Genomic DNA, 23422 nt, shown 5'->3' on the forward strand with positions numbered 1-23422 from the left:
TCAAACCCCCGCCTGCTGGCGCTGCCGGCGCAGATGCGGCGGCATGGTCTCGTAGACGCCCTCGAACATGTCGCGCACCGAGGGCTTGCCGCCCGAATGCAGGGTGCCGTTGGCTTCGGCCTCCTTCTGGGCGGCGATCACCGTGTCGAGGATCTCGGCCTCCGCCTGCTTGTGGCGTTCCTCCGACCAGACGCCGCGGACGATCAGGTGATTCTTCAGCCGGATCACCGGATCGCCGAGCGGCCAGGCGTCGGACTCGGTCTTGGGCCGGTAGGCCGACGGGTCGTCCGAGGTCGAGTGGGCGCCGACGCGGTAGGTGACATATTCGACCAGCGTCGGCCCGAGGTTTTTCCGCGCCCGCTCGATGGCCCATTTGGCTACGGCGTGGACGGCGAGATAGTCGTTGCCGTCGACGCGCAGCGCCGGCAGGCCGAAGCCGAGGCCGCGCGCGGCGAAGGTGCCGGAGCCGCCGCGGGCTATCCCCTGAAAGGTCGAGATCGCCCACTGGTTGTTGACGATGTTGAGCACGACCGGGGCGCGATAGGTCGAGGCGAAGACCAGCGCGGCATGGAAGTCGCTCTCGGCGGTCGAGCCGTCGCCGATCCAGCCGGCGGCGATCTTCGTGTCCTCCTTGATGGCCGAGGCCATGGCCCAGCCCACCGCCTGGATGAACTGGGTGCCGAGATTGCCGGAGATCGAGAAGAAGCCGTGCTCCTTCGACGAATACATCACCGGCAACTGGCGGCCCTTGATCGGGTCGGCCTCGTTGGAGAAGATCTGGTTCATCATGTCGACCATGGGGTAGCCGCCCGCGATGAGGAGGCCGGCCTGCCGGTAGGTCGGGAAATTCATGTCGCCGTGCGACAGCGCCTTGCGGAAGGCGCAGCTGACCGCCTCCTCGCCCATGTGCTGCATGTAGAACGAGGTCTTGCCCTGCCGCTGCGCCATCACCATGCGCGCATCGAAGGCGCGCAGCGTCATCATGTGGCGCAGGCCCTCCAGCAGTTCCTCGTCGGTGAGAGTTCCGGCCCAAGGGCCGACAGCCTCGCCGTCGCGGTTGAGCACCCGGATGATGGAATAGGCGAGATCGCGGATGTCGCGCGGATCGACGTCGACCGGCGGGCGCTCGACCGTGCCGGCGCGCGGAATCTTCACATTGGCGAAATCGGGCGTGTCGCCGGGGCGCACCTCCGGCTCCGGCACATGCAGCGAAAGCCGTCCCGCGTCGCCCATCGTCGTCTCCTCCCGGACCAGATTTTCCCCCAGCTAAGTCCAAGACATGGCGCTTGTCCACAGGGGGGCAAGGGCCGGCGGCGGCGCCGGCGCGGCGTTGAAGCCGGCGCCTTTCGCATCGTTGCCCGGACGGCCATGCGCGATTGCCGATTGTTTCGGCGATCCGCGCCGCCTTGAACGGATCGTGCCGGAGCGCGCCGGCAAAAAAAATTTCTGGAACTGCTGGTTTTCGCCCTGCCGGAGGCAGGATCAGGCGGGAAAAGCCTTCCAGCGGCGCGGCCTGAAGGCGATACGGCTCTTGCCGGCTGCCGGGTGGTCGACGGGCAGCTCGATCTCGACGAGGTGTCCGGCGCCGCCGAGCTCCAGCTCGACGCGCCGCGTGCCGGCGACGCGCCGGCTGGCCGCGAGCGTACCGGCGATGCAGCCGCCGCAGCCGTCGAGAAGCTCGACGTCGTGCGGCCGGAAATAGAGCGTGGCCGGGCCGTCCGGCAGGCTCGGGTCGCTGAGGCCGACGGTGCGGTCGTCGAGCCAGATCTCGCCCTTCTCGACTCGCACGGGCAGGCCGCTCGAATCGCCGATGAAGCCGTAGACGAAGGGCGAGTTGGGGTCGTCATAGACCTCGTCGGCGGTGCCGACCTGCTCGATGCGGCCCTGGCTCATGACGACGACGCGGTCGGCCAGCTCCAGCGCCTCTTCCTGGTCGTGGGTGACGAAGACGGTGGTGTGGCCGGTGCGGTCGTGGATCTCGCGCAGCCAGCGGCGCAGCTCGCGCCGCACCTGCGCGTCGAGCGCGCCGAACGGCTCGTCGAGCAGGAGCACGCGCGGCTCGATGGCGAGGGCGCGGGCGAGCGCGACGCGCTGGCGCTGGCCGCCGGAAAGCTGGCCGGGATAGCGCCCTTCAAGTCCCGAAAGCTGGACGAGGTCGAGCAGCTCCGATGCGCGGCGGCGGATTTCGGCCCGGCGCGGGCGGCTGGCGCGCGGCCGCACCTTCAGGCCGAAGCCGATGTTCTGCGCCACCGTCATGTGACGGAACAGGGCGTAGTGCTGGAAGACGAAGCCGACATTGCGCTCCTGCACGGTCTTGCGCGAGGCGTCCTCCTCGCCGAAGCGGATGGTGCCCTCGGTCGGGAAGTCGAGGCCGGCGATCAGCCGCAGAAGCGTGGTCTTGCCCGAGCCGGACGGCCCGAGCAGCGCGATCAGCTCGCCCGAGCGGATGTCGAGCGATACGCCGTGGAGCGCAGCGAAGCGGTCGAATTCCTTGCGCACGTCGATCAGGCTGAGGTCCATGGATCGTTCCTTCTCGTCAATGGCCGGGGCCGGCGCTGCGGTCGCGCTCGTAGACGCGCTCCAGAAGCGCCTTCAGCACCAGCGTCGCCAGCGCCAGCAGCGCCAGCAGCGAGGCCACGGCGAAGGCGGCGACGAAATTGTATTCGTTGTAGAGGATCTCGACATGCAGCGGCATGGTCACGGTCTCACCGCGCAGGCGGCCCGACACCACCGAGACCGCGCCGAACTCGCCCATGGCGCGGGCGTTGCACAGGAGGACGCCGTAGAGCAGCCCCCAGCGGATGTTGGGCAGCGTGACATGGCGGAAGGTCTGCCAGCCGGACGCGCCGAGCGACAGCGCGGCTTCCTCGTCGCCGGTTCCCTGCTCCTGCATCAGCGGGATCAGCTCGCGGGCGACGAAGGGGAAGGTGACGAAGATCGTCGCCAGCACCACGCCCGGCACGGCGAACAGGACCTGCATGCCCCACGAGGTGAGGAGCGGCCCGAGGAAGGAGCCCGCGCCGAACAGCAGGATGTAGACCAGCCCGGCGATGACCGGCGAGACCGAGAAGGGCAGGTCGATCAGCGTGATCAGGAACGACTTGCCCTTGAACTCGAACTTGGCGATGGCCCAGGCGGCGGCGACGCCGAAGACGCAGTTGAGCGGCACGGCGATGGCCGCGACGAGGAGGGTGAGGCGGATCGCCGACAGCGCGTCGGGGTCGCTGACGGATTCGAGCGCCACCTGCCAGCCGCGGCGCAGCGCCTCGCCGAAGACGGCGGCGAGCGGCAGGAACAGCACCAGCAGGAGAAAGGCGAGCGCGAGCGCCACCAGCGTCCATTTGACCGCGGCGCTTTCCGCGGTCGGGTCGCGGAAGCGGCGCGGGCGGGATGGGCGGACGGGCCGGGCGAGGCCGGCGGCGGCGCTATCCGTCATGGCCCAGCCTCCTTCTGCTCCATGCCTGGATCAGGTTGATGGCGAGCAGGACGACGAATGCGAGGACGAGCATGATCGCGCCGATGGCGGTAGCGGCCGGGTAGTTGAACTCCTCCAGCCGGATATAGATCAGCAGCGGCGCGATCTCGGAGCGGTAGGGGATGTTGCCGGCGATGAAGATGACGGAGCCGTACTCGCCGACGGCGCGGCCGAAGGAGAGGGCGAGGCCCGTCAGGATGGCCGGGACGAGACCGGGCAGGATGACGCGCAGGACGGTCTGCAGGCGGCTGGCGCCCAGCGTCGCTGCCGCTTCCTCGACCTCGCGGTTCAGCTCCTCCATCACCGGCTGCACCGTGCGCACCATGAAGGGCAGGCTGACGAAGACGAGCGCGATGACGATGCCGGCCGGCGTATAGGCGATGCGCACGCCGTAGGGTTGGAAATACTGGCCGATCCAGCCGGTCGGGGCGTAGATCGCGGTCAGCGCGATGCCGGCGACGGCGGTCGGCAGCGCGAAGGGCAGGTCGACGGCGGCGTCGACGATGCGCCGGCCGGGGAAGCGGTAGCGCACCAGCACCCAGGCGACCAGCACGCCGAAGACGGCGTTGATGGCCGCGGCCGCGCCGGCGGTCCAGAAGCTGGTCTTCAGCGCGCCGATCAGGCGCGGGTCGGAGGCGAGTCGCCAGAACTCCTCCCAGCCGAGCGAGGCCGAGCGCCAGCCGAGCCCGGCCAGCGGGATCAGGACGATGGCGCTCAGGTAGAAGATGGCGAAGCCGAAGGTCAGGCCGAAGCCGGGGATGACGCTCGGCTCCCTCCATCGCCATCGTCTCCCGGCGGGAGCGCGGACGGGAGCCGGCAGGACTTTCGCTTCACCCATGCGCTACCTGCCCGGCTGGAATATCTGGTCGAAGATGCCGCCGTCGCCGAAGAATTCGGGCTGCACCTTCTCCCAGCCGCCGAGGTCGTCGATGGTGACGAGTTCGAGATCGGGGAAGCGCTCCAGCTCGGCCGGATCGACGCCCTCGCGGCTGAACGGGCGGTAATAGTGCTTGGCGGCGATGTTCTGCCCGACCGGGGAATAGAGATATTCCAGATAGGCGGTCGCGACCTCGCGCGTGCCCTTGGCGTCGACATTGGCGTCGACAACGGCGACGGGCGGCTCGGCGAGGACCGACAGCGACGGCACGACGATGTCGAAGGCGTCCGGCCCCAGCTCGTTGATGGCGAGGAACGCCTCGTTCTCCCAGGCGAGCAGCACGTCGCCTATGCCGCGCTGGACGAAGGTGGTGGTGGAGCCGCGCGCGGCCGGGTCGAGCACCGGGACGTGGCGGAAAAGCTCGGTCACGTATTCACGCGCCTTCGCCTCGTCGTTGCCGTGCTCCTTCAGCGCCCAGGCCCATGCGGCGAGGAAGTTCCACCGCGCGCCGCCCGAGGATTTCGGGTTGGGCGTGATGACCTCGACGCCCTCCTTGACGAGGTCGCCCCAGTCGTTCAGCCCCTTCGGGTTGCCCTTGCGGACGAGGAAGACGATGGTCGAGGTGTAGGGCGCGTTGTTGTTGGCCAGCGTGCCGCGCCAGTCCTCGCGGATCTTGCCGGTGGCCTTGACGATGGCGTCGATGTCGGCCTGAAGCGCCAGCGTCACCACGTCCGCCTCCAGCCCGTCGATGACGGCGCGCGCCTGCTGGCCGGAGCCGGAATGGGTATTCTGGATGCGAACGCTCTCGCCCTTGGTCTCCTGCCAGTGGCTGGCGAAGGCGGCGTTGAACTCGCGATAGAGCTCGCGCGTCGGGTCGTAGGACACGTTGATGATCGCCTGCTGGGCGAAGGATGGAAAAGCTGCCGCGAGGCTGAGCGAAGCTGCGAATGCGGCGGTCAGGATAAGCGATCTGCGGGTCGGGGTCATGTCGGCCTCCACTCGTGAAACCGGGAGAGTCTATCGTCGGGACGGAGATTTCCGGCGGTTTCGGATCGTCGAAATCAGCCTGGTTTGTGCAAATTCTGTTCCCTGAAGGCGCCGTGGCGATGAAATTATTCCTTTCCTTCTTTTTTCGCCGCTGCGCAATGCCAGATCCGGGGCCGCATCCAGGCCGGTTGCGGATTCGATGTGCGGCAAGACCTAGCATCGCCGCCGGGCCCATGCCAACGGCGATATGTCGCGCGCCGGTTCCTCACCCGGTCAGCGCGCCCTCGTTGGCCGGGCGGGCGAGGGCGGAGAACTTGGCCAGCACGCCGCGTTTGTAGCGCGGCTCGGGCTGCTTCCAGCCCAGGCGGCGGCGCGCGATCTCGGCCTCGTCCACATCGAGCTGGAGCAGCAGCTCGTGGGCATCGATGGTGATGGTGTCGCCTTCCTCGACCAGCGCGATCAAGCCGCCGACATAGGCTTCGGGCGCGACATGGCCGACGACGAGGCCCCATGTGCCGCCGGAAAAGCGCCCGTCCGTGATCAGGCCGACGCTCTCGCCGAGGCCACGGCCGATGATGGCCGAGGTGGGCGCCAGCATTTCCGGCATGCCCGGCCCGCCCTTGGGGCCGAGATAGCGCAGGACGACGACGTCGCCCGGCCGGATGCGGTCGTTGAGGATCGCGTCCATCGCCGACTGCTCGTCGTCGAAGACGCGGGCGGGGCCGGAAATCTTCGGGCTCTTCAGGCCGGTGATCTTGGCGACCGCGCCGTCCTCGGCGAGGTTGCCCTTCAGGATGGCGAGATGGCCTTCGCGGTAGAGCGCCTTCTCTATCGGCATGATGACGTCCTGATCCGCGCGCGGCGTGTCCGGCACGTGGGCCAGTTCCTCGGCGAGCGTGCGGCCGGTGATCGTCAGGCAGTCGCCGTGGATCAGGCCGGCATTGAGCAATATCTTCAACACCTGCGGCACGCCGCCGGCCTCGTGCAGGTCCACGGCCATGTACTTGCCCGAAGGCTTCAGGTCGCACAGCACCGGCACCCTGCGGCGCACGCGCTCGAAATCGTCGAGCGTCCAGTCGATCTCGGCGGCGTTGGCGATGGCGAGATAGTGTAGCACCGCGTTGGTCGAGCCGCCCAGCGCCATGATCAGCGCTACCGCGTTCTCGATCGATTCGCGGGTGACGATCCGGCGCGGGGTGATGTCGTTCTTCACCGCCTCGACCAGCACGCGGCCTGACTCGGCGGCGCTGTCGAGCTTTTCCTGGTCCGGGCTCGCCATGGTCGAGGAATAGAGCAGCGACATGCCGAGCGCCTCGAAGGAAGAGCTCATGGTGTTGGCCGTGTACATGCCGCCGCACGAGCCGGTCGTCGGGCAGGCGTTGCGCTCGATGCCCTCGAAATCCTCCTCGCTCATCTCGCCGGCCATGAACGAGCCGACCGCCTCGAAGGCGGAGACGATGGACAGGTCCTGCCCCTTCCAGCGGCCGGGGCGGATGGTGCCGCCATAGACGTAGATCGCCGGGGCGTCGGCGCGGATGATGCCGATCATGCCGCCGGGCATGTTCTTGTCGCAGCCGCCCAGCACCAGGACGCCGTCCATCCACTGGCCCTGCACCGAGGTCTCGACGCAATCGGCGATGACCTCGCGCGAGACGAGCGAGTATTTCATGCCCTCGGTGCCCATCGACATGCCGTCGGAGATGGTTGGCGTGCCGAAGGTCTGCGGGTTGGCGCCGGCCGCCCGGATCGCGGCGACGGCGGCGTCGGCCAGCGGCTGGAGGCCGGCATTGCAGGGGGTGATGGTCGAATGGCCGTTGGCGATGCCGATCATCGGCTTGTCGAAATCGGCCTTCTTGTAGCCGAGCGCGTAATACATGGCCCGGTTGGGCGAGCGGGCGACGCCCTGCGTGATGTGTTTCGAGCGTTCGTTGAACGGCATGGCGGAAATTCCTCGCTTGCGTCGGCCGGCTGGCATCATAGGTGCGGCGGATGCCCGGGCGCAACCGATATGCGCCGGAGGCTGCTGTCGAATAGAAATATGTTAGATATATCTATTTTCGGGAAGGGATATCGCGCGGCAGGGGCGGAGAACCACGGCCCGCCCATGCGGGCGGGTCGCTGGCCGGGAACGATTCCCAAGACGATTCAGCGACTTCATCCCATTCGCTTTCATCTTGATTCAAGGTCGAAGTCGGCGGGATTAGGGCGGCTTCCGTGTCGCGGGTCAGGGTCTCTCCGGTCATGATCGGTTCGCCTTTCAGGTCAATAAAAGATATATTGAAAATATATGATAATAGGAATGCGGGGCCGTCGCAATGGCCCTCGCGGGGCGTGGCGGCGATGAAGGGCGGCGCGGCATTCCGTCTTTGCCTGCCGACATCCCAGCGGCTTGACTCCATATATATGAACATATATTCATATGTCAGCATCCGCTTCTCCAAGAGCCCGTCATGCCGCACGACCACCATTCCCACGACCACGACCACGACCACGATCATGACCACTCGCACGCGCCGGCCGTGACTGGCGATAACGAGCGCAAGGTGCTGGTCGCCTTCTTCATCATCTTCTCGTTCATGATCGTCGAGGCGGTGGGCGGCTATCTCTCCGGCTCGCTGGCGCTGCTGGCCGATGCCGGCCACATGCTGACCGACGCGGTGGCGCTGGCGCTCGCCTACGCCGCCTTCCGCTTCGGCCGACGCGCCGCCGACGCGCGGCGCACCTTCGGCTATGCCCGCTTCGAGGTCATCGCCGGCTTCATCAACGCCATCACCCTGTTCGGCATCGTGGTCTGGATCGTCTACGAGGCGGTGCAGCGGTTCCGCCACCCGGTGGAGATCCTGTCCGGCCCGATGCTGGCGGTGGCGGTGGCGGGCCTTTTGGTCAACGTCTTCGTGCTGTGGCTGCTGACGCGCGGCGACACCGAGCACGTCAACATCAAGGGCGCGGCGCTGCACGTCATGGGCGACCTGCTCGGCTCGGTCGGCGCCATCGTCGCCGCGCTCGTCATCCGCTTCACCGGCTGGATGCCGATCGACCCGATCCTGTCGGTCCTCGTCTCGGTGCTGATCCTGCGCAGCGCCTGGAAGCTGCTGGCGAAGTCGGGCCATATCCTCCTCGAAGGCGCGCCCGACAACGCCGCGCCGCAGGAGATCGAGCGGCATCTGATGGAGGCCGTGCCCGGCGTTGCTACCGTGTCCCACGTCCATGTCTGGCTCATCAGCTCGGGCCGCGCGCTCGCCACGCTGCATGTGCGCCCCGCGCCGGGCGCGGAGCCGCGGGCGGTGGTCGAGGCCGTCGAGCACGCGCTTGCCGAACGCTTCGCCATCGGCCATGCCACCATCGCCATCGACTGGAGCGGCGACGAGGCGGGCGGCTGCGCCCTGTCGCGCGGGGAGTCGCAAGAGCCGCATGGCCACGAGCATGGCGCAGATACGGGAGGCCGGGCATGATGGGGAAGGAGACGGGCGAGGGCGCCGCCTTGCAGGGGTCGGCGCTGTCTTCGCACGACACGACGATCCTGGCGGAGACCTTCCGCCTGCTCGGCGACCCGACGCGGCTGCGCATCCTGTTCTTCTGCATCGCGCGGCCGCAATCGGTCGGCGACATCGCCGAGGCGCTCGGCCTGTCGCCGTCGCTGGTCAGCCATCATCTGCGCCTGCTGCGCGGGGCGCGGCTGGTCAGGGGCGAGCGGCGCTCGCGGCAGGTGTTCTACGCCGTCGCCGATTGCCACGTCAGCGACATGCTCACCGACATGGCCGTCCACATCGCCGAGGACCAGCCGGAGGAGTGAGCCCGGCCTCCGCGCGTCAGGCCGAGGTCGCCGCGCGGATGCGGCCGTAGCACTCGCAGGCGCTGTCGAGAAGCCGGCCGCGGTCGATGATGCTGAGGACGCCGCGATGGTAGGAGATCGCGCCGGCGCTGGCGAGGCCGGCGCAGATCTCGTTGACGGTCGCGCGGCGCAGCGCGAGCAGCGTCGCCACGGTCTCCTGCGTGATGTGGAACTCGTCGCCCGCGACCCGGTCGTGCGCCTGAAGCAGCCAGCGCGACACGCGCTGCTGGGCCGTGTGCAGGCTGGCGCAGGCGAGCGATTCCATCAGCTGCGCCATATGGCCCTTGGTGAAGCGCAGCATGGCCTCGCGCAGGGGCTCGAAGCGCCGGAGCGCGCTGCGCGCGTCGGCCACGGCAAGCCACGAGGCATGGCCGGCGACCTGCACCACGGCCCTGCCGAACACCGTGTCCCCGCCCATGACGATGGCGAAGCCGAGGAAGCCTTCCGGACCGATCAGCGACTTCTCGACGGTGCGGCCGTTCTCCATCCGCGCGATGAGCGAGACGAGGCCGTCATGCGGGAAGATGGCGTGCGTGATCGCCGCGCCTTCCTCGAACAGGATGTCGCCGGCCCTGATCGACCGCGTCTCCGCCCTTTCCTCGATATAGCCGCGCGCTTCGTCGGGCAGGCATGCAAGTATCCTGTTGCCCGCGGGCGGTGAGGAAAGCTCTTTCATGTCGCGTGCCGGATGAAGGGGCGTCTTATATACAGTCGTAATCGACAGGAGTTAATTGCAAATTAACCGTGTTATGTACGTTACCGGACATATATTGTTCAGTTTCATCTAATTATATTGGAAAGCAAGGCGGGCGATACTGCGCGCGTGGCAGCACGGCGCCCGTCGCCTGCGCAGTGATCTTCCGGCGGCAGGCTGCGGTTCACGATATCGGGGTGGTGGGCGATTGCGTCCCGTTCATGCGCGGACGGGACGGAGGGCGATCAGTTCTGGCCGTCGATATGGCGGATGTTGTCGCGTATCCGGTTGTTTATGCCCCAGATTTCGGAAAGGCCGGCCGACAGCGCCTCCTGCCCCTTCTCGAGGTCGCCGATCAGCTCGGCGAACATGCCGCGATAGAGGGTGACGCTCTCGACCTTGCCCATGACCCGCACGGCCGCCAGCGCCGAGGACAGGCGCTTCATGTCGGCGGTCAGGTCGAAGAAGCGGGCGACATGCACCTTGATGTGATCGAATTTCTCGGCGGCGAGGGCGCTGTAGTCCCGCGTCTGGCGCATCAGCCGCTCGGCTTCGTCGCCGAAAGCCGCGTCCTTTCCCGCAGCCTCACGGTTGAAGAAGACAGCCGTCTCCTCCTGAAGCCGCGCGGTGCAGGCGAGAAACAGCCCGTCATTGACGGAGGCGAACACGTCCTGCGCGGCGAGGTGGAGCTGGCGCAGGTTCTCGACGATGGATTCCGAGATCTGCCCGTAATTGGTCGATATCTCGCCGATGGCGCGGCCTTCGTCGCCGATCCGCGCCGCCTGAATGCGCAGATTGCTCGGCGTGTAGCGGAAGGCCGAGGCGAGATCGAGCATCCGCGCCGCGGCCGTCAGCAGGATGGCGGCGGACTCGAGAAGATCCTCGAAATGGCTGAGTGCCTGCCATGTCGGGCGACCGAGCGCCGCGTCGCGGTTCCTGATCTCGCCGCCCAGCGCGCGGGCCATGAAGGAGGGGTAGTCGCCGAAGCCGGCCTGCGACAGGAGGCCGAGAAGGGCCCCGGCGCTTTCCGCCGGCTTGCAGTCGGTTTCGAGCTCCTGCCGGCGTATCGCGCCGTAGAGCCCGCTTGCTGCCGCGAACAGCGCGCTGCCCGGCTTGAGCCGGACCGAAAGATAGCCGTCGTCGAGCGGGGTGACGACGGCGTAGACCCAGTAGTAGCGGCCGTCCTTGGCGCGGTTCTTGACATAGGCGCCGACCGGCTGCCCGGCCCTGATCCGCTCCCACAGCACATAGAACACCGCCCGGGGCATGTCGGGATGGCGGATGATGTTGTGGGGGCGCTCGATCATCTCGTCCCAGCCATAGAGGCTGACGCGCTGGAAGACGTCGTTGCCGGACAGGATCCGCCCGCGCGCGTCGGTGCGCGAGAAGAAGAGCTCCTCGATCCGGAACGGAACCTCGTCCACCGAGGTGGCGACGGCGCGCGCTCCCGCCTGCGTTGCGCCGTTGGGTGACGGTCGCTGCGTCGTGTCTTCGGCTGTCACCTATGGCCTCGCGAACCAGTGATGTCGGGATGTCCCCCAAGGGCAGGAGTGGGGGAGGGTGGGGCGGCAATCAGTGCGTCGGGCGGTCGAATGCGTAAGTTCCCGCCACTGTGTAGCAAACCGGAACAGTTGCTTTGCGTTAGCTCAAAGAAATATATGAATTTTCGCCCGCGGATGCTGCGCTGGGGGCCGCGTTGGCGGACGGCACACAAGTGACGCCGCGGATGATTTGCGCGTGATCCATAATATGGAACGATCGGGCAAGAAATTCTTGTATGCGCGCATGATCTGTGCGAGCAAATAGGCAAAGATGAGAAATTGGTCCACAATATAGACCAATGGTGGAATTGCCGGCGCGGGAGGAAACCGTTCGCCGGCATTTCCGGGGAGAATGGCCGGCTTTGCCCGCGGTGCACCTGATGGGCGTCGTGACGGGATCGGGGCGGACCCGAGAGCCGGGAGGAGGACGTGCATGGCGACTGCCGGCGACGAATTCGCAATCGAGACGCAATCGGAAGTGGTCGGCGCGCGGGCGGGTTCTCTGCTCATGCGCCCGGTCGAGGTGGTCGCGGCGATTCTGCTGGTCCTCATCGTCGGCCTGCTGCTGGCCGGGGTGTTCACGCGCTACGTGCTGCACATGCCAGTGGTTTGGATCGACGAGGCGGCGTCGATCTCGTTCCTGTGGTTCGCCATGCTGGGGTCGGCCATTGCCATCGACCGCAACGAGCACCTGCGCCTGACGGTGTTCATCAACATGTTCCCCGCGCGCTGGCGCGGGCTGATCGAGACGCTGGCGACGCTGCTCGCCATCACCGCGCTCGCCGCGCTGCTGATGCCGGCGGTCGACTATGTGCGCGAGGAATCGTGGGTCACGTCGGCCGCGCTGAAGATTCCGGTCAGCTACCGCGTCTCGGCCATCGTCGTCGGCATCGTGCTGATGCTCGTCGTCGCGCTCGCCCATGTCTGGCGCACGGCGGCGCGGCAGGAGATCGTCGTCTCTGTGGTCATCATCGCCGCCCTTGTCGGGCTCGGCTTCCTGATGTCGCCGGTGTTGATGGGGCTGGGCTACTTCAACATCCTGATCTTCCTCGTCGGGGTCGCGGCCTTCTGCCTCGTTCTCGGCGTTCCCATCGCCTTCTGCTTCGCCGTCGGCACCATCGGCTTCCTCGCCTTCACCACGCACGTTCCGATGATCGTGATGATCGGGCGCATGGACGAGGGCATGTCGAGCCTGATCCTGCTTTCGGTGCCGATCTTCGTGCTGCTCGGCTGCATCCTCGACGCCACCGGCATGGGCAAGGCCATCGTCGATTTCATGGCCTCGCTGCTCGGCCATGTGAAGGCGGGCATGTCCTATGTGCTGCTCGGCTCGCTGTTCCTCGTCTCCGGCATTTCCGGCTCCAAGGTGTCCGACATGGCGACGGTCGCGCCGGCGCTGTTTCCCGAGATGAAGCGGCGCGGCCACAAGCCGAAGGAGATGATCGCGCTGCTCGCCACCGGCGCGGCCATGGCCGACACCGTGCCGCCCTCCATCGTGCTGATCGTGCTCGGCTCGGTGGCGGGCGTTTCCATCGCCGCTTTGTTCACCTCCGGCGTCGTCATCGCCTTCGTGTTGCTCTTGTCGCTGGCGGTGCTCGCCCGCTGGAAGGCGCGCGGCGAGAGCATGGAAGGGGTGGCGCGGGCGCCGTTCAAGGTGGTGCGCGCGACGCTGCTGATCGCCGCGCCGGCGCTGCTCCTGCCCTTCATCATCCGCGGCGCGGTCGGTGGCGGCATCGCCACGGCGACGGAGGTGTCGACCATCGCCGTGCTCTACGCCTTCGTCATCGGCATCGTCCTCTATGGCGGCATCAGGCCGCCGAAGATCTACGCCATGCTGGTCGAGACGGCGGCGCTGTCGGGCGCGATCCTGCTCATCCTCGGCACGGCCTCGGCCATGGCCTGGGCGCTGACGCAGACCGGCTTCGCCCACCAGCTCGCCGGCTACATGCGCGAGCTGCCGGGCGGCTGGTTCACCTATATGCTCGTCACCATCGCCGTCTTCGTCGTGCTCGGCTGCGTGCTCGAGGGCCTGCCGGCCATCGTGCTGATGGCGCCGCTGATGTTCCCCATCGCCAAGCAGATGGGCATCCACGACGTCCACTACGCCATGGTCGTGGTCACGGCGATGAATATCGGCCTGATGGCCCCGCCCATCGGCATCGGCTTCTACATCGCCTGCAAGATCGGCAACGTCTCGCCCGACGAGGCCATGGGCGCGATCTGGCCCTATCTCGGGGCGCTCATCGTCGGGCTCCTGCTCATCGCCGCCGTGCCGGCGCTGTCCATCGCCTATCTCTAGAAACACCATCAAGCAGCCAAGGAGGAAACTGCCATGAGAATGAACCGCAGAACGCTGATGCTGGGCGCCGCCGCCCTGCCGCTGGTCAGCACCATCCGCCATGCCGGGGCGCAAGCGGCCGAGTTCAACTACAAATACGCCAACAACCTGCCGCTCACCCACCCGATGAACGTGCGCGCGCAGGAGGCGGTCGACAATATCCGCGAGGAGACCGGCGGGCGCGTCGCCATCCAGATCTTCCCGTCGAACCAGCTAGGCGCCGACACCGACATGCTGAGCCAGGTGCGCTCGGGTGGCGTCGAGTTCTTCACCCTGTCGCCGCTCATCCTGTCGACCCTCGTCGCCAACGCCTCGATCAGCGGCATCGGCTTCGCCTTCCCGGGCTACGACCAGGTGTGGCCGGCGATGGACGGCGAGCTCGGCGCCTATGTGCGCGGCGAGATCGAGAAGTCCAACCTCGTCGTCATGGAGAATATCTGGGACAACGGCTTCCGCCAGATCACCTCGTCGGTCGGGCCGATCAACACGGCCGACGACCTCAAGGGCTTCAAGATCCGCGTGCCGGTCAGCCCGCTGTGGACCTCGATGTTCTCGGCCTTCGAATCCGCGCCGGCCTCGATCAACTTCGCCGAGGTCTATTCGGCGCTCCAGACCGGCATCGTCGACGGGCAGGAGAACCCGCTCGCCATCATCTCGACGGCCAAGCTCTACGAGGTGCAGAAGTACCTGTCCTTCACCAACCACATGTGGGACGGTTTCTGGTTCCTCGCCAACAAGCGCGCCTGGGAGCGCATGCCGGAGGACGTGCGCGAGATCGTCGCGAAGAACATCAACGAGGCGGCGGTGAAGGAGCGCGAGGATGTGGCCGCGCTCAACGCCACGGTGCGCGGCGAGCTCGAGGGCCATGGCATGATCGTCAACGAGCCGGACACCTCCACCTTCCGCCAGAAGCTGGCCGATGCCGGCTTCTATGCCGAGTGGAAGAAGAACTACGGCGACGACGCTTGGGCGATCCTGGAAAAGGCGGTTGGCAGCTCGCTCGGCTGATCCGTCCTGTGCGCGAACGGGGCGGGCCGGCGACGGCCCGCCTGCTTCCGGGGTGGCAGGGCCGGGTGGCAGGGCAGGAGTGGCAGGCATGAGCGGTCGCCTTCACGGCAAATCGGCCATCGTCTTCGGCGCCGGCTCGTCCGGCCCCGGCTGGGGCAACGGCAAGGCGGCGGCCGTCGCCTATGCGCGCGAGGGGGCACTCGTCGCCTGCGTCGATCTCCTCGCCGCCGCGGCCGAAGAGACCGCGGCGATCATCCGCGAGGAGGGCGGCGCGGCGCTGGCGCTCGCCGCCGACGTCACCGATCTCACTTCCATTCGGGATGCGGCCGCGCCGGCTGCGGCGGCCTTCGGCGGTATCTCCATCCTGCACAACAATGTCGGCGTCACCCATATGGGCGGCCCCGTCGAGCTCGACGAGGAGACGTTCCAGGCCGCGCTCGATCTGAACATCGGCCCGGTCTACCGCACGGCGAAGGCGGTATTGCCGCACATGATCGAGGCGGGCGGGGGGGGCCATCGTCAACATCTCCTCGCTCGCCGCCATCCGCTATGTCGGCTACCCCTATTTCGCCTATTATGCCACCAAGGCGGCGGTGAACCAGGCGACGGTGGCGCTGGCGATGCAATATGCGAGGCAGGGCATCCGCGCCAACTGCATCATGCCGGGCCTGATCGACACGCCGCTGATCTACAAGCAGATTTCCAGCCAGTACGCCTCGGTCGAGGAGATGGTCGCGGCGCGTGACGCCATGGTGCCGATGGGGCGCATGGGCACGGCGTGGGACGTGGCGGCGGCGGCCGTCTTCCTCGCCTCCGACGAGGCGCGCTTCATCACCGGCGTGTGCCTGCCGGTCGACGGTGGGCAGAGCTGCGCCGTTTCCGCGGTGGCCTGAGGCCATGCCGTCCCGCCCCGCTCCCCGCCGCAACGACGCCACCGGCGCGCAGAGCGTCGACCGGGCGCTGGCGCTGTTGTCGACGGTCGGGCGCCATGCCGAGCGCGGCATCACCCTGACCGAGGCGGTGGAGGAAAGCGGGCTGAACAAGCCGACCTGCCGGCGGCTGCTGCTGGCGCTGATCCGCGCCGGCACGGTCGAGCAGGACGAGGAGACGCGCCGCTACTATCTCGGGCAGGAGGCCTATGTCCTCGGCAGCCTCGCCTCGCGCCGCTTCGGCCTGCTTCAGCTTTCGATGGAAAGCCTGCAACGGCTGTCGCGCAAGACCGAGGATTCGACCTTCCTGTCGGTGCGGCGCGACCGCTTCTCCATCTGCCTCTATCGCGAGGAAGGCACCTATCCGGTGCGCACCCACGCGCTTCAGGCCGGCTTCGAGCACCCGCTGGGCGTCGGCGCCGGCTCGCTCGCCATGCTGTCGTCGCTGCCCGACGACGAGGTCGAGGCGGTGCTCGAGGCCAATGCCGGGGTGCTGGCGGAAAAATTCCCGATGCTGACGCCCGAGCGCATCCGCCTCGACGTGGCGCTGACGCGCCAGCACGGCTTCGCGCTCAATCCCGGCCGCATCTTCGCCAATTCGTGGGGCCTCGGCGTCGCGCTGCGCACGCCGCAGGGCGGGCTTGCCGGCGCGCTCAGCATCGCCGCCATCGACAGCCGGATGCACGAGGCGCGGCAGGCCGAGCTGGCGCAGGGCCTGATCGAGGAGGCGCGCCTCGTCGAGGCCAAGCTCGGCCAGATGTTTTCCGCCCGGGGCAGGGGCACGAGGAATCCTGAAAGGAGAACGGCACGATGAGCGCAATCCGTCCGGTGGAGCGCCCGGCATGACGGCAGCAGGGACCCCGCGCCCGGCCAGCACCCGGGTGATGAACCTCGCACATTTCCTGACGCAGGCGGCGCGGCGCGACCCGGACGCGCCCGGCTTCGTCTGGGGGGAGCGGAGCTGGACATGGCGCGAGATGGAGGCGCGGGTCGAGGCCATGGCCGCGGCGCTGCGCGGCGCGTTCGGCGTCGCCAAGGGCGACCGGGTGCTCGTGCAGTCGGCGAACTGCAACCAGATGTTCGAATCGATGTTCGCGTGCTTTCGCATCGGCGCGGTTTGGGTGCCGACCAATTTCCGCCAGACGCCGGACGAGGTGGCTTATCTCGCGACGGCCAGCGGCGCGGTCGGCATGATCTGCGGCGCCGAGTTTCCCGGCCACGCCGCCGCCTGCCGGGCGGCCTCGCCGGCGCTGCGCTTCACGATTGCCATCGGCGAGGTCGGCTTTGGCGAGGATTACGACGCCATCGTCGCCCGCCATCTCGGCGAGAAGGCGGCGAGCGTCGCCGTCGATCGCGACGATCCCTGCTGGTTCTTCTTCACCTCCGGCACCACCGGCCGGCCGAAGGCGGCGGTGCTGACCCATGGCCAGATGGCCTTCGTCGTCACCAACCATCTGTGCGACCTGATGCCGGGAACGATGGGGCGGGGCGACGCCTCGCTCGTCGTCGCGCCGCTGTCGCACGGCGCGGGCGTGCACCAGCTCGTGCAGGTGGCGCACGGGGTGAAGACCATCCTGCCGGCCTCGGCCCGCTTCGACGCCGGACAGGTGTGGGCGCTGGTCGAGACGTGGCGGGTGAGCAACATGTTCACCGTGCCGACCATCCTGAAGATGCTGGTGGAGGACCCGGCCGTCGACCGCTTCGATCATTCCTCGCTGCGCTACGTCATCTATGCCGGCGCGCCGATGTACCGGACCGATCAGGTCCATGCGCTGGAAAAGCTGGGGCCGGTGCTGGTGCAGTATTTCGGGCTTGGCGAGGTGACGGGCAACATCACCGTGCTGCCGCCGGCCTTCCACGCGCCTGAGGACGGGCCGCATGCCCGCATCGGCACCTGCGGATTCGAGCGAACCGGCATGCAGGTCGAGATCCAGAACGACGCCGGCGAAGCCGTCGCACCCGGCGAGACCGGCGAGATCTGCGTCATCGGCCCGGCCGTGTTCGCCGGCTACTACGACAACCCCGAGGCCAACGACAAGGCGTTCCGCAACGGCTGGTTCCGCACCGGCGACCTCGGCCACATGGATGCGGAGGGCTTCGTTTACATCACCGGCCGCGCCTCCGACATGTACATCTCGGGCGGCTCGAACATCTATCCGCGCGAGATCGAGGAGAAAATCCTCCAGCATCCCGGCGTCTCGGAAGTCGCGGTGCTGGGTGTGCCGGACCCGGTCTGGGGCGAGGTCGGCGTCGCTGTCTGTGTCGCGCGCGAGGGCTTTGCCGCGCGCGACATCGACCTCGCCGGCTGGCTCGGCGAGAAGATCGCCCGCTACAAGATGCCGAGGCGGTTCGTGTTCTGGGACGAGATGCCGAAATCGGCCTACGGCAAGATCGCCAAGAAGCTGATCCGCGAGGAGCTGGCGCGGCGCGGCGAGCTGGAGGAAACGGCATGAACGGGGCAGTCATCGTCACCGGCGGCGCGTCCGGCATCGGGCTGGAGACGGCGCGGCTCCTGAAAGAGCGCGGCTTTGCCCCGCACATCGCCGATTTGAAGCGCGAGGCGCTGGACGCGGCCTGCGCCGCGCTAGGCCTGCCGGCTGGGCACGCCCATGCGCTAAGCGTCACCGACGAGGCGGCGGTGGAGGTGATGGTGGCGCGGGTGGCCGAAGGCGGGACGCTCGTCGGAATCGTCAACTGCGCCGGAATCGCCGTCGATCGGCCGATGCTGGAGACGAGCGTCGAGGATTTCCGCCGCATCGTCGACGTCAATTTGACCGGCACCTTCATCGTCTCGCGCGCGGCGGCGCGGCTGTGGCTGGCGCGCGGGGCGGGCGGCGCCATCGTCAACATCACCTCCGTCTCCGGCATGACCGGCAACAAGGGCCGCAGCGCCTATGGCGCGTCCAAGGGCGGGCAGAACCTCCTGACGCTCGTCATGGCCAACGAGCTCGGCCCGCACGGCATCCGCGTCAACGCCGTCGCGCCGGGGCCGATCGACACGCCGCTGACCAAGGCGATCCACACCGAGGACGTGCGCGGCCAGTGGAACGCGCGCGTCTCGCTGCGCCGCTACGGCGAGCCGCGCGAGATCGCCAAGGCGGTGGCGTTCCTGCTCTCCGACGAGGCGAGCTACGTCAACGGCCATATCCTCGCCGTCGACGGCGGCTTCCTCACCGCCGGGCTGACGATCAGGGAGGCGTGAGATGCGCTTTCTTCGCCACCCCGGCCCGCCCGCCGCGCTGAGGCAGAACGTCGTTCCCTGCCGCGCCCATCCGCTGGTTCTCGACCTGAAGGCGGGCGAGAGCGTCAACGCCGCCGTGACCGGCGCGCTGGCGCGGGCCGGCTTCGCCTCGGGCTTCGCGCGGCTCGACGGCGTTGCGGTGGAGCCGATGCGCTACGTCATCCCGGCCGCGGCGCCGGATGACAGCCACGTCGCCTGGTACAGCGCGACGCATGCGCCCGAGGGGGTCGTGAGCATCGAGAAGGCAGGCGTTATCGCCGGCATCCGCGACGATGCGCCGTTCATCCACTGCCATGGCGTGTGGCGCGGGCGGGACGGCGCGCGCCGCGCCGGCCACCTCCTGCCACACGAGTCGTTCGTGGCGCGCGATGCGCGCGTGACGGCATGGGGTATCGCCGGCGCGGCGTTCATCGCCCGCGACGACGCGGAGACGAATTTCAAGCTGTTCGCGGCCGAGCCGGTGAGCGGGGGCGAGGGGGAGGGCGGGCTGCCCGCGCTCGCCTGCACGGTGCGGCCGAACGGCGACATCTCGCTCATCCTCGAAACGGCATGCCGCGACAACGGGCTGGCCGAGGCCGACATTCACGGCATCGGCAGCCTCGCCGGTGTCGATTTCACCGACGACCGCCATGTGCCGTCCCATGCGACCGAGGTGATGATCGACGGCGGGCAAATGCGCACGGCGGAATGCCAGCTCGACGTCGCGCTGGCCGACATGGACGGCGCGGTTCATGAAGGCAGGCTCGCGCGCGGGGAAAATCCGGTCTGCGTCACCTTCGAGGTTCTCGCCGTCGCGCGGCAGGGCTGACCGCGGCCGGCCTTTTTGCGACGGGCCGTCGCATGCTGGCGCGTCGGTGCGGGAAAATCTTTCCTTCCCTTGCGGAATTTCCCGTCCTTCAGGAAAACACGCCTTGCATCGGCGGACGGTTTCGATGCACTTCACCGACCCGTTTTCCAGAATGCGAGCTGTATCCTCCGTGCCCAAGATCAAGAAGCTTCTCGTCGCGAACCGTTCCGAGATCGCGATCCGTATCTTCCGCGCCGCCAACGAGCTCGGCATCCGCACCGTGGCGATCTGGGCCGAGGAAGACAAATATGCGCTGCACCGCTTCAAGGCCGATGAGAGCTATCAGGTCGGGCGCGGCCCGCACCTCGCCAAGGAGATGGGCCCGATCGAGAGCTATCTCTCCATCGAGGAAGTGATCCGGGTGGCGAAGCTGTCGGGCGCGGACGCGATCCATCCCGGCTACGGCCTGCTTTCAGAAAGCCCCGAATTCGCCGACGCCTGCGCCGAGGCGGGCATCACCTTCATCGGCCCGCGGCCGGAGACCATGCGCCGGCTCGGCAACAAGGTCGCCGCGCGCAACCTCGCTATCGAGATCGGCGTTCCGGTGGTTCCCGCCACCGACCCGCTGCCCGACGACATCGAGGCGGTGAAGACGCTCGCCGCCGAGATCGGCTATCCGCTGATGCTGAAGGCGTCGTGGGGCGGCGGCGGGCGCGGCATGCGCGCCATCCGCGAGGAAGCCGACCTTGCCCGCGAGGTGACCGAGGCGCGGCGCGAGGCCAAGGCCGCCTTCGGCAAGGACGAGGTCTATCTGGAGAAGCTGGTCGAGCGCGCCCGGCATGTCGAGGTGCAGGTTCTGGGCGACACCCACGGCAACGCCGTTCACCTCTTCGAGCGCGACTGCTCGATCCAGCGCCGCAACCAGAAGGTGGTCGAGCGCGCGCCGGCGCCCTATCTCGACGCCGCGCGGCGCGAGGAGCTTTGCGGTTATGCGCTGAAGATCGCGCAGGCGACGTCCTATGTGGGGGCCGGCACGGTCGAGTTCCTGATGGACGCCGACACCGGCAAATTCTACTTCATCGAGGTCAATCCGCGCATCCAGGTCGAGCACACCGTGACCGAGGAGGTGACGGGGATCGACATCGTCAAGGCGCAGATCCACGTCCTCGAGGGCGAGGCGATCGGCACGCCCGAATCCGGCGTGCCCGCTCAGGAAGACATCCGCCTCCACGGCCACGCGCTCCAGTGCCGCATCACCACGGAAGACCCCGAGCAGAACTTCGTGCCGGATTACGGCCGCATCACCGCCTATCGCTCGGCCGCCGGCTTCGGCATCCGCCTCGACGGCGGCACCGCCTATTCGGGCGCGATCATCACCCGCTACTACGACCCGCTGCTGGTCAAGGTCACGGCTTCCGGCGCGACGCCGGGAGAGGCGATCAGCCGCATGGACCGGGCGCTGCGCGAGTTCCGCATCCGCGGCGTCGCGACGAACCTGACCTTTCTGGAAGCCATCATCGGCCACCCGAAGTTCCTCGACAATTCCTATACGACGCGCTTCATCGACACGACGCCGGAGCTGTTCGCCAGCGTCAAGCGGCAGGACCGCGCCACCAAGCTCCTGACCTATCTCGCCGACGTCACCGTCAACGGCCATCCCGAGACGCGCGGCCGTGCCATGCCCAACGCGCAGGCCGCCGCGCCGCGCGTGCCCTATATCGAGGCGGCGGTCCCCGACGGCACAAAGCAGAGGCTCGACGCGCTGGGGCCGGAGAAGTTTGCCGCATGGATGCGGGCCGAAACCCGGGTGCTGTTCACCGACACGACCATGCGCGACGCGCACCAGTCGCTGCTGGCGACGCGCATGCGCACCTTCGACATTGCGCAAATCGCCGGCGTCTACGCCCGCGCGCTGCCGGACCTGTTCTCGCTCGAATGCTGGGGCGGGGCGACCTTCGACGTTTCCATGCGCTTCCTGACCGAGGACCCGTGGGAGCGGCTCCACAAGGTGCGCGAGGCCGCGCCCAACATCCTCCTCCAGATGCTGCTGCGCGGCGCGAACGGCGTCGGCTACACCAACTATCCAGACAATGTGGTGCGCTATTTCGTGCGCCAGGCCGCGCAGAACGGCGTCGATCTCTTCCGCGTCTTCGACTGCCTGAACTGGGTCGAGAACATGCGCGTCGCCATGGACGCCGTGCGGGAGGAGGGAAAGCTCTGCGAGGCGGCGATCTGCTATACCGGCGACATCCTCGACCCCGCCCGCGCCAAGTACGATCTGAAGTACTACGTCGCGCTGGCCAGGGAGCTGGAAGCGGCGGGCGCGCATATCATCGCCGTCAAGGACATGGCCGGCCTGTTGAAGCCGGCCGCGGCGAAGGTGCTGTTCAAGGCGCTGCGCGAGGCGACCGGCCTGCCGCTGCATTTCCACACCCACGACACCTCCGGCATCTCGGCTGCGACCGTGCTCGCCGCCGTCGAGGCGGGCGTCGACGCGGTCGACGCGGCGATGGATGCGCTGTCCGGCAACACCGCGCAGCCCTGCCTCGGCTCGCTGGTCGAGGCCCTGCGCGGCGACGCGCGCGATCCCGGCCTCGACCCCGAATGGATCCGGCGCATCTCGTTCTACTGGGAGGCCGTGCGCAACCAGTACGCCGCCTTCGAGAGCGACCTGAAGGGGCCGGCCTCGGAAGTGTGGCTGCACGAGATGCCGGGCGGCCAGTTCACCAACTTGAAGGAGCAGGCCCGCTCGCTCGGGCTGGAGACGCGCTGGCACGAGGTGGCGCGCGCCTATCACGACGCCAATATGATGTTCGGCGACATCGTCAAGGTCACGCCCTCGTCCAAGGTGGTCGGCGACATGGCGCTGATGATGGTCAGCCAGGACCTGACGGTCGCCGATGTCGAGAACCCGGCGCGCGACATTGCCTTCCCGGATTCGGTGGTCTCGATGCTGCGCGGCGATCTCGGGCAGTCGCCCGGCGGCTGGCCCGCGGGGTTGCAGAGGAAGGCGCTGAAAGGGGCGGAGCCGATCACGGTCCGGCCCGGCTCGCTCCTCGCCGCCGCCGACCTCGACGCCGACCGCAAGGACATCGAGGAAAAGCTCGGGCGCTCGCTTTCCGACGCCGAGTTCGCCTCGTGGCTGATGTATCCCAAGGTGTTTTCCGACTTCGCCGCGGCGATCGGCGAATACGGCCCGGTCAGCGTCTTGCCGACCCCGTCCTATTTCTACGGCATGCAGCCGGAGGAGGAGATCCTCGTCGACATCGAGCGCGGCAAGACGCTGGTCATCCGCTGCCTCGCCGTCGGCGATACCGACGACAAGGGCATGGTGACGGTGTTCTTCGAGCTCAACGGCCAGCCGCGCCGCGTCAAGGTGCCGGACCGGGCGCACGGCGCCGCCGGCACCCAGGCCCGGCGCAAGGCGGAGGTCGGTAACCCGGCCCATGTCGGCGCGCCGATGCCGGGCGTGGTCTCGACCGTCGCGGTGGCGGCCGGGCAGGCGGTGACGGCGGGCGACGTGCTCGTCTCCATCGAGGCGATGAAGATGGAAACCGCGCTCCATGCCGAGCGCGACGGCACGATCGCCGAGCTGCTGGTCAAGACCGGCGACCAGATCGACGCCAAGGACCTGCTCGTGGTTTACGCCGCGGATTAGCGGTCATGGGCAACTGATCGGGGAATTTGCCGGAGAAGTTTCGCCAAGCCCCGAT

At 67.9% G+C, this 23422-nt stretch carries 18 protein-coding genes and 1 pseudogene; 10 read left to right on the forward strand and 9 right to left on the reverse strand.

The features are described 5' to 3' along the window. The 7 genes from M9945_RS13340 to M9945_RS13370 all read right to left on the reverse strand — a co-directional run bounded on the left by M9945_RS13340 (nt 1) and on the right by M9945_RS13370 (nt 7768). Nucleotides 1-1233 carry a 3-methyl-2-oxobutanoate dehydrogenase (2-methylpropanoyl-transferring) subunit alpha gene (locus tag M9945_RS13340; RefSeq protein ID WP_367944998.1) on the reverse strand — a complete coding sequence of 411 codons (1233 nt, stop codon included), beginning with the start codon at nt 1231-1233 and terminating at the stop codon, nt 1-3. Between the two features lie 249 nt (nt 1234-1482). Beyond that, on the reverse strand, nt 1483-2520 hold the full coding sequence (locus M9945_RS13345) for a sulfate/molybdate ABC transporter ATP-binding protein (RefSeq protein WP_367944999.1): 1038 nt from the start codon (nt 2518-2520) through the stop codon (nt 1483-1485). A gap of 16 nt (nt 2521-2536) precedes the next feature. Continuing rightward, on the reverse strand, nt 2537-3436 hold the full coding sequence (gene cysW, locus M9945_RS13350; RefSeq protein WP_367945000.1) for a sulfate ABC transporter permease subunit CysW: 900 nt from the start codon (nt 3434-3436) through the stop codon (nt 2537-2539). After that, nucleotides 3426-4313, reverse strand: coding sequence for a sulfate ABC transporter permease subunit CysT (gene cysT / locus M9945_RS13355; protein ID WP_367945001.1), 888 nt, complete (start codon nt 4311-4313; stop codon nt 3426-3428). Before cysT ends, cysW begins: the two co-directional genes overlap by 11 nt. 3 nt (nt 4314-4316) lie before the next feature. Beyond that, a complete protein-coding gene (locus M9945_RS13360) occupies nt 4317-5339 on the reverse strand; it encodes a sulfate ABC transporter substrate-binding protein (protein WP_367930335.1) in 1023 nt (340 codons plus the stop codon). A 265-nt stretch (nt 5340-5604) separates the two neighbouring features. Beyond that, nucleotides 5605-7278: a dihydroxy-acid dehydratase gene (ilvD, locus tag M9945_RS13365; protein WP_367945002.1), complete on the reverse strand. Its 1674-nt coding sequence runs from the start codon at nt 7276-7278 to the stop codon at nt 5605-5607. A gap of 112 nt (nt 7279-7390) precedes the next feature. Continuing rightward, nucleotides 7391-7768 (reverse strand): hypothetical protein, encoded by a 378-nt coding sequence (locus M9945_RS13370; protein ID WP_367945003.1) that lies wholly within the window; start codon nt 7766-7768, stop codon nt 7391-7393. A 21-nt stretch (nt 7769-7789) separates the two neighbouring features. Here M9945_RS13370 and M9945_RS13375 point away from each other — a divergent pair, with 21 nt between their 5' ends. Both M9945_RS13375 and M9945_RS13380 read left to right on the forward strand, forming a co-directional pair. After that, nucleotides 7790-8791: a cation diffusion facilitator family transporter gene (locus tag M9945_RS13375; protein ID WP_367945004.1), complete on the forward strand. Its 1002-nt coding sequence runs from the start codon at nt 7790-7792 to the stop codon at nt 8789-8791. Beyond that, nucleotides 8788-9132 carry an ArsR/SmtB family transcription factor gene (locus M9945_RS13380; RefSeq protein ID WP_367945005.1) on the forward strand — a complete coding sequence of 115 codons (345 nt, stop codon included), beginning with the start codon at nt 8788-8790 and terminating at the stop codon, nt 9130-9132. The genes M9945_RS13375 and M9945_RS13380 overlap by 4 nt, the downstream gene beginning before the upstream one ends. A gap of 16 nt (nt 9133-9148) precedes the next feature. Here M9945_RS13380 and M9945_RS13385 read toward each other — a convergent pair whose 3' ends face one another. Together M9945_RS13385 and M9945_RS13390 are read right to left on the reverse strand one after the other, a co-directional pair. Continuing rightward, nucleotides 9149-9847, reverse strand: coding sequence for a Crp/Fnr family transcriptional regulator (locus M9945_RS13385; protein ID WP_367945006.1), 699 nt, complete (start codon nt 9845-9847; stop codon nt 9149-9151). Between the two features lie 263 nt (nt 9848-10110). After that, nucleotides 10111-11367 carry a PAS domain-containing protein gene (locus M9945_RS13390; protein WP_367945007.1) on the reverse strand — a complete coding sequence of 419 codons (1257 nt, stop codon included), beginning with the start codon at nt 11365-11367 and terminating at the stop codon, nt 10111-10113. Nucleotides 11368-11839: 472 nt separating this feature from the next. Here M9945_RS13390 and M9945_RS13395 point away from each other — a divergent pair, with 472 nt between their 5' ends. The 8 genes and pseudogenes from M9945_RS13395 (at nt 11840) to pyc (ending at nt 23367) form a co-directional block, all read left to right on the forward strand. Beyond that, nucleotides 11840-13705: a TRAP transporter large permease subunit gene (locus tag M9945_RS13395; RefSeq protein WP_367945008.1), complete on the forward strand. Its 1866-nt coding sequence runs from the start codon at nt 11840-11842 to the stop codon at nt 13703-13705. Nucleotides 13706-13738: 33 nt separating this feature from the next. Next, nucleotides 13739-14752, forward strand: a complete 1014-nt coding sequence (locus M9945_RS13400) for a TRAP transporter substrate-binding protein (protein WP_367945009.1) — start codon at nt 13739-13741, stop codon at nt 14750-14752. A gap of 88 nt (nt 14753-14840) precedes the next feature. Further along, nucleotides 14841-15645, forward strand: a pseudogene (locus M9945_RS13405) (SDR family NAD(P)-dependent oxidoreductase). 4 nt (nt 15646-15649) lie between these two features. Further along, nucleotides 15650-16495 carry an IclR family transcriptional regulator gene (locus M9945_RS13410; RefSeq protein ID WP_367945010.1) on the forward strand — a complete coding sequence of 282 codons (846 nt, stop codon included), beginning with the start codon at nt 15650-15652 and terminating at the stop codon, nt 16493-16495. Between the two features lie 28 nt (nt 16496-16523). Beyond that, the gene (locus M9945_RS13415) at nt 16524-18134 is read left to right on the forward strand and encodes an acyl-CoA synthetase (RefSeq protein ID WP_367945011.1); all 1611 of its coding nucleotides are present in this window, start codon (nt 16524-16526) and stop codon (nt 18132-18134) included. Continuing rightward, nucleotides 18131-18883, forward strand: coding sequence for an SDR family NAD(P)-dependent oxidoreductase (locus tag M9945_RS13420; RefSeq protein ID WP_367945012.1), 753 nt, complete (start codon nt 18131-18133; stop codon nt 18881-18883). The genes M9945_RS13415 and M9945_RS13420 overlap by 4 nt, the downstream gene beginning before the upstream one ends. Nucleotide 18884: 1 nt before the next feature. Then, nucleotides 18885-19730, forward strand: coding sequence for a DUF296 domain-containing protein (locus M9945_RS13425; RefSeq protein ID WP_367945013.1), 846 nt, complete (start codon nt 18885-18887; stop codon nt 19728-19730). Nucleotides 19731-19899: 169 nt separating this feature from the next. Then, nucleotides 19900-23367 (forward strand): pyruvate carboxylase, encoded by a 3468-nt coding sequence (gene pyc, locus M9945_RS13430; RefSeq protein WP_367945014.1) that lies wholly within the window; start codon nt 19900-19902, stop codon nt 23365-23367. Nucleotides 23368-23422: the final 55 nt, after the last annotated feature.

The organism is Aquamicrobium sp., from assembly GCF_023954335.1.
Classification (GTDB): domain Bacteria; phylum Pseudomonadota; class Alphaproteobacteria; order Rhizobiales; family Rhizobiaceae; genus Aerobium.